The sequence below is a fragment of the Streptococcus mitis genome (assembly GCF_022137125.1).
Taxonomy (GTDB): domain Bacteria; phylum Bacillota; class Bacilli; order Lactobacillales; family Streptococcaceae; genus Streptococcus; species Streptococcus mitis_CE.
The window spans coordinates 172,257-185,684 of sequence record NZ_JAKNEQ010000003.1 but is presented as its reverse complement, the minus strand read 5'-3'; the positions used below and the strand labels follow the sequence as shown (position 1 = coordinate 185,684).

At 40.1% G+C, this 13,428-nt stretch carries 12 protein-coding genes and 1 other annotated feature; all 12 genes read left to right on the top strand.

Annotation, left to right across the window (positions count from 1 at the left end):
- Positions 1-22 precede the first annotated feature (22 nt).
- Complete coding sequence (gene ppc / locus L0P31_RS04505; protein WP_049499358.1) at positions 23-2,719, top strand: phosphoenolpyruvate carboxylase; 2,697 nt, start codon at positions 23-25, stop codon at positions 2,717-2,719.
- Between the two features lie 96 nt (positions 2,720-2,815).
- Positions 2,816-3,033 (top strand) — a binding site (T-box leader).
- Between the two features lie 113 nt (positions 3,034-3,146).
- Entirely contained in the window at positions 3,147-4,142 is a 996-nt protein-coding gene (trpX, locus tag L0P31_RS04500) for a tryptophan ABC transporter substrate-binding protein (protein ID WP_084929849.1), read from the top strand.
- A gap of 75 nt (positions 4,143-4,217) precedes the next feature.
- Positions 4,218-5,084: an ABC transporter permease gene (locus L0P31_RS04495; RefSeq protein ID WP_238095956.1), complete on the top strand. Its 867-nt coding sequence runs from the start codon at positions 4,218-4,220 to the stop codon at positions 5,082-5,084.
- On the top strand, positions 5,081-5,839 hold the full coding sequence (locus tag L0P31_RS04490; RefSeq protein ID WP_020901797.1) for an ABC transporter ATP-binding protein: 759 nt from the start codon (positions 5,081-5,083) through the stop codon (positions 5,837-5,839). Before L0P31_RS04495 ends, L0P31_RS04490 begins: the two co-directional genes overlap by 4 nt.
- Positions 5,840-5,928: 89 nt before the next feature.
- The gene (gene dnaG, locus L0P31_RS04485; RefSeq protein ID WP_049516625.1) at positions 5,929-7,689 is read left to right on the top strand and encodes a DNA primase; all 1,761 of its coding nucleotides are present in this window, start codon (positions 5,929-5,931) and stop codon (positions 7,687-7,689) included.
- A gap of 2 nt (positions 7,690-7,691) precedes the next feature.
- On the top strand, positions 7,692-8,801 hold the full coding sequence (gene rpoD, locus L0P31_RS04480; protein ID WP_000201903.1) for an RNA polymerase sigma factor RpoD: 1,110 nt from the start codon (positions 7,692-7,694) through the stop codon (positions 8,799-8,801).
- Between the two features lie 14 nt (positions 8,802-8,815).
- On the top strand, positions 8,816-9,145 hold the full coding sequence (locus L0P31_RS04475; RefSeq protein WP_000331925.1) for a metal-sulfur cluster assembly factor: 330 nt from the start codon (positions 8,816-8,818) through the stop codon (positions 9,143-9,145).
- A gap of 115 nt (positions 9,146-9,260) precedes the next feature.
- A complete protein-coding gene (gene cpoA, locus L0P31_RS04470) occupies positions 9,261-10,304 on the top strand; it encodes an alpha-galactosylglucosyldiacylglycerol synthase (protein ID WP_238095954.1) in 1,044 nt (347 codons plus the stop codon).
- A 15-nt stretch (positions 10,305-10,319) separates the two neighbouring features.
- Complete coding sequence (locus L0P31_RS04465) at positions 10,320-11,645, top strand: glycosyltransferase family 4 protein (RefSeq protein ID WP_238095952.1); 1,326 nt, start codon at positions 10,320-10,322, stop codon at positions 11,643-11,645.
- 14 nt (positions 11,646-11,659) lie between these two features.
- A complete protein-coding gene (locus L0P31_RS04460; protein WP_161800596.1) occupies positions 11,660-11,851 on the top strand; it encodes a PspC domain-containing protein in 192 nt (63 codons plus the stop codon).
- Between the two features lie 58 nt (positions 11,852-11,909).
- Entirely contained in the window at positions 11,910-12,044 is a 135-nt protein-coding gene (locus L0P31_RS04455; RefSeq protein ID WP_000863852.1) for a DUF4044 domain-containing protein, read from the top strand.
- Positions 12,045-12,108: 64 nt separating this feature from the next.
- Entirely contained in the window at positions 12,109-13,419 is a 1,311-nt protein-coding gene (gene obgE / locus L0P31_RS04450) for a GTPase ObgE (RefSeq protein ID WP_238095950.1), read from the top strand.
- Positions 13,420-13,428 lie beyond the last annotated feature (9 nt).

Sequence of the window (13,428 nt, the reverse complement as noted above, 5' to 3'; positions counted from 1 at the left end):
CTGAGAGTGGAAAGGATTACCTATGTCTCTTCAAAAATTAGAAAACTATAGTAATAAAGCTGTTATACAAGAAGAAGTATTGATTTTAACAGAATTGTTAGAAGATATTACTAAAAACATGCTTGCCCCAGAGACTTTTGAAAAAATCATACAGTTGAAGGAATTGTCAACTCAAGAAGATTATCAAGGTTTGAATCAATTAGTTACCAGTTTGACAAATGATGAAATGGCTTATATTTCACGCTATTTCTCTATCTTGCCTCTTTTGATTAATATTTCAGAAGACGTGGATTTGGCCTATGAAATCAACCATCAAAATAATATCGATCAAGATTATCTTGGTAAATTATCAGCAACGATCAAAATGGTTGCAGAAAAAGAAAATGCGGTTGAAATTCTAGAACACTTGAATGTTGTCCCTGTTTTGACAGCCCATCCAACACAAGTGCAACGTAAGAGTATGTTGGATTTGACTAACCATATCCATACCCTCTTGCGTAAGTACCGTGATGTGAAATTAGGTTTGATTAATAAGGAAAAATGGCATAATGATCTCCGTCGTTACATTGAGATTATCATGCAGACAGATATGATTCGTGAAAAGAAATTGAAAGTAACCAATGAAATCACGAATGTAATGGAATACTACAATAGTTCATTCCTGAAGGCAGTTCCTCATTTGACTGCTGAGTACAAGCGTCTGGCTAAAAAACACGGCTTGGACTTGAAACATCCTAAACCAATTACCATGGGTATGTGGATTGGTGGAGACCGTGATGGGAATCCTTTTGTTACAGCAGATACCTTGAAACAATCTGCTATGACCCAGTGTGAAGTCATCATGAACTACTATGATGAAAAGATTTATCAGCTTTATCGTGAGTTCTCTCTCTCAACCAGTATTGTCAATGTAAGCAAGCAAGTTAGAGAAATGGCTCGTCAATCCAAGGACAACTCTATTTATCGTGAAAAAGAGCTGTATCGTCGTGCCTTGTTTGATATTCAATCAAAAATCCAAGCAACAAAAACCTATCTGATTGAAGATAAGGAAGTTGGAGCTCGCTATGAAACAGCTAATGATTTTTATAAGGATTTAATTACTATTCGTGATTCCCTCTTGGAAAATAAGGGTGAAGCACTGATTTCTGGTGATTTTGTTGAGTTGATCCAGGCAGTTGAAATTTTTGGTTTCTATTTGGCATCTATTGACATGCGTCAAGATTCTAGTGTTCACGAAGCCTGTGTAGCTGAACTCTTGAAATCAGCAGGTATTCATTCTCATTATAGTGAACTAAGTGAAGAAGAAAAATGCCAGCTTCTCTTGAAAGAATTGGAAGAAGATCCACGTATTCTTTCTGCCACTCATGTTGAAAAATCAGAATTACTTGAAAAAGAATTAGCAATCTTTAAGGCAGCTCGTAAGTTGAAAGATAAGTTGGGAGATGATGTCATTCGTCAGACCATCATTTCACATGCAACCAGCGTATCAGACATGCTGGAATTGGCTATCTTGCTAAAAGAAGTAGGGCTAGTTGATAAAGAAAGAGCTCGTGTCCAAATCGTTCCTCTCTTTGAAACAATCGAGGACTTGGATCACTCAGAAGAAACCATGAGAGAGTACCTTTCACTTCCTCTTGCTAAGAAATGGATTGCTTCACGTAATAACTACCAAGAAATCATGCTTGGTTACTCTGATAGTAATAAAGATGGTGGTTACCTTTCATCATGTTGGACCCTCTACAAGGCTCAACAACAATTGACTGCTATTGGAGATGAATTTGGCGTTAAGGTTACCTTCTTCCACGGCCGTGGTGGTACTGTCGGTCGTGGTGGTGGACCAACCTATGAGGCCATCACCTCTCAACCGCTCAAGTCTATTAAGGATCGTATCCGCTTGACGGAGCAGGGTGAAGTAATTGGAAATAAATACGGTAATAAAGACGCAGCCTACTATAACCTTGAAATGCTAGTATCTGCAGCCATTAACCGTATGATTACTCAGAAGAAGAGCGATACCAATACATCCAATCGTTATGAAGCTATTATGGACCAAGTGGTGGACCGTAGTTACGATATCTACCGTGATTTGGTCTTTGGCAATGACCATTTCTATGATTATTTCTTCGAGTCAAGTCCAATCAAGGCTATTTCAAGCTTTAACATTGGTTCTCGTCCAGCCGCTCGTAAGACTATTACTGAAATCGGTGGTTTGCGAGCTATTCCTTGGGTATTCTCATGGTCGCAAAGTCGCGTCATGTTCCCTGGCTGGTATGGGGTTGGTTCAAGCTTCAAGGAATTTATCGATAAAAATCCAGAGAATATTGCTATCTTACGAGATATGTACCAAAATTGGCCTTTCTTCCAATCGCTTCTTTCAAATGTCGACATGGTCTTGTCAAAATCAAATATGAATATTGCTTTTGAATATGCCAAACTGTGTGAGGATGAAGAAGTAAAAGCAATCTATGAGACTATTCTAAATGAATGGCAAGTCACCAAGGAAGTCATCTTGGCTATCGAAGGTTACGATGAACTCTTGGCTGAAAATCCATATCTAAAAGCAAGTTTGGATTATCGTATGCCTTACTTTAATATTCTCAACTATATCCAGTTGGAGTTGATTAAACGTCAACGCCGAGGAGAATTATCAAGCGATCAAGAAAAATTAATCCATACAACCATCAACGGAATTGCGACAGGATTGCGTAATTCGGGCTGATGTCTTTCAAACTTCCTCTTTTCTATAGGGGAAGTTTTTGAATCTTTCAAAAAAATGCTAAAAGAGTCTTGACAAGTAGTTGAAAAATGATATAATTTAACCATTCAGAAAAGTAATCATTCAAACTTTTTAGAGAGTCTGTGGTAGCTGAAAACAGATAAGTGGTGATGATGAAAATTGGGCTGAATGTTATTTAGAATTTGAAATCATAAAAATTCGGTGAGCACACCTTATAGTGCATCTCGTTATTGCGAGACAGAGTGATAGGGAAATTTCCTATAATTGAGGTGGTACCGCGCATCGACGTCCTCACACAAGTTTTTTGTGTGAGGACTTTTTTTGATGGAGGTTAGTATGGAAAGAAAACGATGGCGTCGCTTGTTCAGATAAGTGAAGTAGTTTAAAGGAATTAAAAAGGAGAAATAGAATGAAAAATAAACGTTTAATTGGAATTATCGCTGCATTAGCAGTCTTAGTAGCAGGAAGCTTGATTTACTCTTCAATGAATAAACCAGAAGCTAAGAATGAAAAGAAAGTTGCCAAAGTTGGTGTCCTTCAGTTTGTGAGCCATCCATCTCTTGACTTGATTTATAAAGGGATTCAAGATGGACTTGCAGAAGAAGGTTATAAAGATGACCAGTTGAAGATTGACTTTATGAACTCAGAAGGTGACCAAAGTAAGGTTGCGACAATGAGTAAACAATTGGTTGCAAACGATAATGACTTGGTAGTTGGTATCGCAACACCAGCTGCTCAAGGTCTGGCTAGTGCAACAAAAGACCTACCTGTTATCATGGCTGCTATTACAGACCCAATCGGTGCGAACTTGGTTAAAGATTTGAAAAAACCAGGTGGCAATATTACAGGGGTATCTGACCACAATCCAGCTCAACAACAAGTTGAACTCATCAAGGCTCTGACACCAAATGTGAAAACTATCGGAGCTCTTTACTCAAGCAGCGAAGACAATTCAAAAACACAGGTAGAAGAATTTAAGGCTTATGCTGAAAAAGCAGGTTTGACAGTAGAAACATTTGCAGTTCCTTCAACAAATGAAATTGCTTCAACAGTTAACGTTATGACTAGCAAGGTTGATGCTATCTGGGTTCCAATTGATAACACTATTGCTTCAGCCTTCTCAACTGTTGTATCAAGCAACCAATCAGCTAAAAAACCAATCTACCCAAGTGCAACTGCCATGGTAGAAGCAGGTGGTTTGGCATCCGTTGTAGTTGACCAACATGATCTTGGTGTGGCAACTGGCAAAATGATTGCTCAAGTTTTGAAAGGTGCAAAACCAGCTGATACACCAGTCAATGTCTTTTCAACTGGTAAATCAGTTATCAATAAAAAATTGGCACAAGAGTTAGGTATTACTATTCCTGAGTCTGTTCTCAAAGAAGCAGGACAAGTGATTGAATAATCTAAAATGGAGGAGTTGGGGACATCTCCTCCAATTTTTTACAATAGAAATCATATAGAAAAGGTTAAGAAACAGATGATATTATCTATTATTTCTCAAGGATTTGTCTGGGCTATTTTAGGTCTGGGAATCTTTATGACATTTAGGATTTTAAACTTTCCAGATATGACAACAGAAGGTTCCTTCCCTCTTGGGGGAGCTGTTGCTGTCACTCTGATAACCAAAGGCGTGAACCCATTTTTAGCGACACTTGTTGCTGTAGGAGCAGGTTGTTTGGCTGGAATGGCAGCAGGACTTCTTTATACAAAAGGGAAAATCCCAACCTTGCTCTCAGGGATTCTGGTGATGACTTCCTGTCACTCTATCATGCTCTTGATTATGGGACGTGCAAATTTAGGATTGCTTGGAACCAAACAAATCCAGGATGCCTTGCCTTTTGAATCGGATTTAAATCAACTTTTTACAGGTCTCATCTTTGTGAGTATTGTTATTGCTCTCATGCTCTTTTTCTTGGATACTAAACTTGGACAGGCTTATATTGCTACGGGGGACAATCCTGATATGGCTAGAAGTTTCGGGATTCATACCGGACGCATGGAGCTTATGGGTTTGGTCTTATCAAATGGTGTGATTGCCCTTGCAGGTGCTCTTATTGCTCAGCAAGAAGGTTATGCTGATGTATCTCGAGGAATAGGGGTTATCGTTGTAGGTCTTGCAAGTTTGATTATTGGGGAGGTTATCTTCAAGAGTTTGAGCTTGGCAGAGCGTCTAGTTACTATCGTTGTAGGTTCTATCGCTTATCAATTCTTAGTGTGGGCAGTTATTGCGCTTGGCTTTAATACAAGTTACCTTCGTTTGTACAGCGCCGTGATTTTAGCAGTCTGCCTCATGATTCCAACATTTAAGCAAACAATCTTGAAAGGAGCCAAGTTAAGCAAATGACAGCAATTGTAGAATTAAAAAATGCAACCAAAGTCGTTAAAAATGGCTTTGATGAAGAAAAGATTATTTTAAATGATGTTTCCTTAGAAATTTTTGAACAGGACTTTATCACGATTTTAGGTGGAAATGGTGCTGGGAAATCGACCCTCTTTAACACTATTGCAGGAACCTTATCACTAACCAGTGGAACTATCCGTATTTTAGGTGAGGATGTTACCAAGTTTTCACCAGAGAAGCGAGCTAAGTATCTGTCTCGTGTCTTCCAAGATCCAAAGATGGGAACAGCTCCTCGTATGACAGTGGCAGAGAATCTTTTGATTGCCAAGTTTCGTGGTGAAAAGCGTGGACTGTTTCCGAGACGTCTGGCTAGCTATAAGGATGAGTTTCAGGCAACTATTGAAAAAGTGGGAAACGGTCTTGAGAAACACTTGAATACACCAATTGAGTTCTTATCTGGTGGACAAAGACAGGCTTTGAGTCTCTTGATGGCAACATTGAAGCGTCCTGAATTACTCTTGTTGGACGAGCATACTGCAGCCCTTGATCCAAAGACCAGTGTGGCCTTGATGGAATTGACGGATGAATTTGTCAAGAAAGACCAGCTGACAGCGCTTATGATTACCCACCATATGGAAGATGCTCTCAAATATGGCAATCGTTTAATTGTCATGAAAGAAGGACGAATTATCCAAGATTTGAACCAAGAAGAAAAAGCAAAAATGAAAATCTCTGATTATTATCAACTCTTTGAATAAAGTAGGGAAAATGAGTGAAATGGTTTACTTTTTTTCTGAAATAAAGTATACTATATAAAGTAAACTATGATAACATGGAGGTATTGTGTATGGTTGACAAACAAGTCATTGAAGAAATCAAAAACAATGCCAACATTGTGGAAGTCATAGGAGATGTGATTTCTTTACAAAAGGCAGGACGGAACTATCTAGGGCTCTGTCCTTTTCATGGTGAAAAAACACCTTCTTTCAACGTTGTAGAGGACAAACAGTTTTACCACTGTTTTGGTTGTGGTCGATCAGGTGACGTCTTTAAGTTCATCGAGGAGTACCAAGGGGTTCCCTTTATGGAGGCTGTCCAAATCTTAGGTCAGCGTGTTGGGATTGAGGTTGAAAAGCCGCTTTATAGTGAACATAAGCCAGTTTCGCCTCACCAAGCTCTTTATGATATGCACGAAGATGCTGCCAAATTTTACCATGCTATTCTCATGACAACGACTATGGGAGAAGAGGCCAGAAATTACCTTTATCAGCGTGGTTTGACAGATGAAGTGCTCAAACATTTTCGGATTGGTTTAGCACCTCCAGAACGCAACTATCTTTATCAACGTTTGTCTGGTCAGTATCGTGAAGAGGATTTTCTAGATTCAGGATTGTTTTATCTCTCGGATGCTAATCAATTTGTAGATACATTTCACAATCGGATCATGTTTCCCCTGACAAATGACCAGGGCAAGGTCATTGCCTTCTCAGGTCGTATCTGGCAGAAAACGGATTCACAAACTTCTAAGTATAAAAATAGCCGATCGACTGCAATTTTTAACAAAAGTTACGAATTATATCATATGGATAGGGCAAAAAAATCTTCTGGCAAAACCAGTGAGATTTACCTGATGGAAGGATTCATGGATGTCATTGCAGCCTATCGGGCTGGAATCGAAAACGCTGTGGCGTCCATGGGAACAGCCTTGAGCCGTGAGCATGTTGAGCATCTGAAAAGGTTAACCAAGAAGTTGGTTCTGGTATACGATGGCGATAAGGCTGGGCAAGCTGCGACATTGAAAGCACTGGATGAAATTGGTGATATACCTGTGCAAATTGTCAGCATGCCTGATAACTTGGATCCAGATGAGTATCTACAAAAAAATGGTCCAGAAGACTTGGCCTATCTATTAACGAAAACTCGTATTAGTCCGATTGAGTTTTACATTCACCAGTACAAACCTGAAAATAGTGAAAATTTGCAGGCTCAGATTGAGTTTATTGAAAAAATAGCTCCCTTGATTGTTCAAGAAAAATCTATTACTGCTCAAAACAGCTATATACATATTTTAGCTGACAGTCTGGCGTCCTTTGATTATGCCCAGATTGAGCAGATTGTTAATGAGAGTCGTCAGGCACAAAGGCAGAATCGCATGGAAGGTATTTCCAGACCGACGTCAATCACTATGCCTGTCACCAAGCAGTTATCAGCTATTATGAGAGCAGAAGCTCATCTACTTTATCGAATGATGGAATCTCCTCTTGTTTTGAACGATTACCGTTTAAGGGAAGACTTTGCATTTGACACACCTGAATTTCAGGTCTTATATGACTTGCTTGGCCAGTATGGAAATCTTCCTCCGGAAGTTTTAGCAGAACAGACAGATGAAGTTGAAAGAGCTTGGTACCAAGTCTTAGCTCAGGATTTGCCTGCTGAGATGTCACCTCAGGAACTTAGTGAAGTAGAAATGACTCGAAACAAGGCTCTCTTGAATCAGGACAATATGAGAATCAAAAAGAAGGTGCAGGAAGCGAGCCATGTAGGAGATACAGACACAGCCCTAGAAGAATTGGAACGTTTAATTTCCCAAAAGAGAAGAATGGAGTAATAATGGCAACAAAACAAAAAGAAGTAACAACATTTGATGTACAAGTAGCAGAATTTATCCGTAATCATAAACAAAAAGGGACAGCAACTGATGATGAAATTAATGCAAGTCTGGTGATTCCTTTTACCTTGGATGCTGATGGGATTGAAGATCTCTTGCAACGAATTCAGGATGCAGGGATTTCTATCACAGATAACGAAGGAAATCCAAGTGCGCGTGTTCTTAGCACTGAAGAAGAGCCAGAACTCAGTGATGAGGACTTGATTGGTTCAACTTCGGCTAAGGTTAATGACCCTGTCCGTATGTACTTGAAAGAAATCGGGGTCGTACCTCTCTTGACCAATGAAGAGGAAAAAGAATTGGCGCTTGCTGTTGAAGCTGGTGATATCGAAGCCAAACAACGTCTTGCGGAAGCCAACCTTCGTTTGGTTGTTTCTATTGCTAAACGCTATGTTGGTCGTGGTATGCAGTTCCTTGACTTGATTCAAGAAGGAAATATGGGCTTGATGAAGGCGGTTGACAAGTTTGATTATTCTAAAGGGTTCAAGTTTTCAACTTACGCAACTTGGTGGATTCGTCAGGCTATCACTCGTGCTATTGCGGATCAAGCTCGTACCATCCGTATCCCAGTTCACATGGTTGAAACCATCAATAAATTGGTTCGTGAACAGCGTAACCTCCTTCAAGAATTGGGACAAGATCCAACACCAGAACAAATCGCTGAACGTATGGATATGACCCCTGACAAGGTTCGTGAAATCTTGAAGATTGCCCAAGAACCGGTATCCCTTGAAACTCCAATCGGTGAAGAGGATGATAGCCACCTTGGGGACTTTATCGAAGATGAAGTGATTGAAAATCCAGTGGACTATACAACTCGTATCGTTTTGCGTGAGCAGTTGGATGAGGTCTTGGATACTCTTACAGACCGTGAAGAAAATGTTTTGCGTCTGCGTTTTGGGCTAGATGATGGTAAAATGCGTACCCTTGAAGATGTGGGTAAAGTCTTTAACGTGACTCGCGAGCGTATCCGTCAGATTGAAGCTAAAGCTTTGAGAAAACTACGCCAACCAAGTCGCAGCAAACCGCTTCGTGATTTTATTGAAGACTAAGAGTGAGGATGAATATGGCTTATACAGAAGAGCAAATTGAAAACATCAAAACACGAATTTTATCAGCCTTGGAAGAAGTTATTGACCCTGAGTTGGGAATCGATATTGTCAATCTTGGTTTGATCTATGAAATTCGTTTTGACGGTGACACAGGACAAACAGAGATTGATATGACTTTGACAACCATGGGTTGTCCTCTAGCAGACCTTTTGACAGACCAGATTTATGATGCTATGACAGAGGTTCCAGAAGTAACGGATACTGAGGTCAAATTAGTTTGGTATCCAGCCTGGACTGTTGAAAAAATGAGTCGCTATGCACGTATTGCCCTAGGCATTAAGTAAACAAATAAAAACATGTGAGAGATTATTGGAAAAGCGAGGAAATTTCCCCCTCTTTTCCTCTAGTCTCTCCTTTCTTTTGCTGATTTTATTCAAAGAAAATGATATAATAGTAGTTATGGAAAAAAAGAAATTACGCATCAATATGTTGAGTTCAAGTGAGAAAGTAGCAGGACAAGGAGTTTCAGGTGCTTACCGTGAATTAGTTCGTCTTCTTCACCGTGATGCCAAGGACCAATTGATTGTTACAGAAAATCTTCCAATAGAGGCAGATGTGACTCACTTTCATACAATTGATCTCCCCTATTATTTATCAACATTCCAGAAGAAACGATCAGGAAGGAAAATTGGCTATGTGCATTTCTTACCTGATACACTTGAGGGGAGTTTGAAAATTCCATTTTTCTTAAAGGGAATTGTGAAACGCTATGTATTTTCTTTTTACAACCGGATGGAGCACTTGGTGGTGGTCAATCCTATGTTTATTGAGGATTTAGTGGCAGCTGGTATTCCACGTGAAAAAGTGACCTATATCCCTAACTTTGTCAACAAGGAAAAATGGCATCCGCTTCCACAGGAAGAGGTAGCGAGACTGCGTACAGAGCTAGGTCTTAGTGACAATCAGTTTATCGTAGTAGGTGCTGGTCAAGTTCAGAAACGCAAAGGGATTGACGATTTTATCCGTCTGGCTGAGGAATTGCCGCAAATTACCTTTATCTGGGCAGGTGGTTTCTCTTTTGGTGGTATGACAGATGGTTATGAACGCTACAAGAAAATCATGGAAAATCCCCCTAAAAATTTGATTTTTCCAGGTATTGTATCGCCAGAGCGGATGCGCGAATTGTATGCCCTAGCGGATCTTTTCTTGCTTCCTAGTTACAATGAACTCTTTCCTATGACTATCCTAGAAGCTGCCAGTTGTGAAGCTCCGATTATGTTGCGTGATTTAGATCTTTATAAGGTAATTTTGGAGGGCAATTATCGGGCGACAGCAGATAGAGAAGAGATGAAAGAAGCTATTCTGGAATATCAAGCGAATCCTGATGCTTTAAAAGATTTGAAAGAAAAAGCTAAGAATATTTCTAGAGAGTATTCTGAAGAGCATCTCTTACAAATCTGGTTGGATTTTTATGAGAAACAAGCCGCTTTAGGGAGAAAGTAAAAAGTGAGGTAATCTATGCGAATTGGTTTATTTACAGATACCTATTTTCCTCAGGTTTCTGGTGTTGCGACCAGTATTCGAACCTTGAAAACAGAACTTGAAAAGCAGGGGCATGCTGTTTTTATCTTTACTACGACAGATAAGGATGTCAATCGCTACGAAGATTGGCAAATCATCCGTATTCCAAGTGTTCCTTTCTTTGCTTTTAAGGATCGCCGCTTTGCCTATCGAGGATTCAGCAAGGCGCTTGAAATTGCTAAACAATATCAACTGGATATTATCCATACTCAGACAGAATTTTCTCTTGGCTTGTTGGGAATTTGGATTGCGCGTGAATTGAAGATTCCAGTCATCCATACCTATCACACCCAATACGAAGACTACGTGCATTATATTGCTAAGGGGATGTTGATTCGTCCTAGTATGGTCAAGTACTTAGTAAGAGGTTTCCTGCATGATGTGGATGGGGTTATTTGCCCGAGTGAGATTGTCCGAGACTTGCTATCTGACTATAAGGTCAAGGTTGAAAAAAGGGTCATTCCAACTGGGATTGAATTAGCCAAGTTTGAGCGTCCAGAAATCAAGCAAGAAAATCTAAAAGAACTGCGTAGTAAATTAGGGATTCAAGAGGACGAACAGATGTTGCTGAGTCTTTCCAGAATTTCTTATGAAAAAAATATTCAAGCAGTATTAGCAGCTTTTGCAGAAGTTCTGAAAGAGGAAGACAACGTTAAACTGGTAGTTGCCGGGGATGGCCCTTATCTGAATGACCTTAAAGAGCAAGCCCAGAAACTAGAGATTCAATACTCTGTTGTCTTTACAGGGATGATTGCTCCTAGTGAGACGGCTCTTTACTATAAGGCAGCGGATTTCTTCATCTCAGCATCGACGAGTGAGACGCAGGGTTTGACATACTTGGAAAGCTTGGCCAGTGGAACGCCAGTTATTGCTCACGGAAATCCTTATCTGGACAATCTGATCAATGATAAGATGTTTGGAACATTATACTACGGTGAACATGATTTGGCTGGGGCTATTTTAGAAGCCCTGATTGCAACGCCAGACATGAATGAGCATACCTTATCAGCTAAATTATACGAGATTTCAGCTGAGAACTTTGGAAAACGGGTGCATGAATTTTATCTGGATGCTATTATTTCAAATAATTTCCAGAAAGATTTAGCAAAAGATGATACGGTCAGCCAGCGTATCTTTAAGACAGTTTTGTATTTACCGCAACAGGTGGTTGCTGTGCCTGTAAAAGGCTCTAGACGAATGCTGAGGGCTTCAAAAACACAGTTAATCAGCATCAGAGATTATTGGAGAGACCATGAAGAATAGAAAGAGGAATAGCTATGAAAAAACAATTGATGAGAAGTGGTAGTGATCAAAAAATTGCTGGAGTATGTGCTGGGGTCGCAAATTATTTTGATATGGATCCTACTATTGTTCGTGTAATATGGGGTGTTCTTGCATTTTGTTATGGGGCAGGAATTGTAGCTTATATCATTTTATGGATTATTGCGCCGGTAGCAAGTGACTATTGAAAACTAGCTGAATTCATGCTAAGATAATAGAAAATAGAATGTAACGAAGGAGATAAAAATGGCATTTGGAGATAATGGAAAACGTAAAAAAACTATGTTTGAGAAATTAACCTTGCTTATCGTACTTATCATGTTAGTAGCAAGTATTTTGGGTATTTTTGCAACTGCAATTGGTGCCCTCAGTAATCTATAAAATAGATTCAAGAAAATTTTGTGACTGGGATTTCCCAGCCCTTTTTTAAAGTGAGAAGAAAAAAATGAGTATGTTTTTAGATACAGCCAAGATCAAGGTCAAGGCTGGTAATGGTGGCGATGGTATGGTTGCCTTTCGCCGTGAAAAATATGTCCCTAATGGCGGTCCTTGGGGTGGTGACGGTGGTCGTGGAGGTAATGTAGTCTTCGTTGTAGACGAAGGTCTACGTACTCTCATGGATTTCCGCTATAATCGCCATTTCAAGGCTGATTCTGGTGAGAAAGGAATGACCAAAGGGATGCATGGTCGTGGTGCTGAGGACCTTAGAGTTCGAGTACCACAAGGTACGACTGTGCGTGATGCTGAGACAGGCAAGGTCTTGACAGATTTGATTGAACACGGTCAAGAATTTATCGTTGCCCACGGTGGTCGTGGTGGACGTGGAAATATCCGCTTTGCAACACCAAAAAATCCTGCACCGGAAATCTCTGAAAATGGAGAACCAGGTCAGGAACGTGAGTTACAATTGGAATTAAAAATCTTGGCAGATGTTGGTTTAGTAGGCTTCCCCTCTGTTGGGAAATCAACACTTTTAAGTGTTATCACCTCAGCTAAGCCTAAAATTGGTGCCTACAACTTTACGACAATTGTGCCAAATCTAGGAATGGTTCGTACCCAATCAGGTGAATCCTTTGCAGTAGCTGATCTACCAGGTTTGATTGAAGGAGCTAGTCAGGGAGTCGGTCTGGGAACTCAGTTCCTCCGTCACATCGAGCGTACACGTGTCATCCTTCACATCATTGATATGTCAGCTAGTGAAGGGCGTGATCCATATGAGGATTATCTTGCTATCAATAAAGAGCTAGAGTCATACAATCTCCGTTTGATGGAGCGTCCACAGATTATCGTAGCCAATAAGATGGATATGCCTGAGAGTCAGGAAAATCTTGTAGAATTCAAGAAAAAATTGGCTGAAAACTACGATGAATTTGAAGAGTTACCAGCTATTTTCCCAATTTCTGGATTGACCAAGCAAGGTTTGGCTACGCTTTTGGATGCTACAGCTGAATTGCTAGACAAGACACCAGAATTCTTGCTCTACGACGAGTCAGATATGGAAGAAGAAGCCTACTATGGATTTGATGAGGAAGAAAAAGCCTTTGAAATTAGTCGTGATGACGATGCAACATGGGTACTTTCTGGTGAAAAACTCATGAAACTCTTTAATATGACCAACTTTGATCGTGACGAATCAGTCATGAAATTTGCTCGCCAGCTTCGTGGTATGGGGGTTGATGAAGCCCTTCGTGCGCGTGGTGCTAAAGATGGGGATTTGGTCCGCATTGGTAAATTTGAGTTTGAATTTGTAGACTAGGAGACTGAT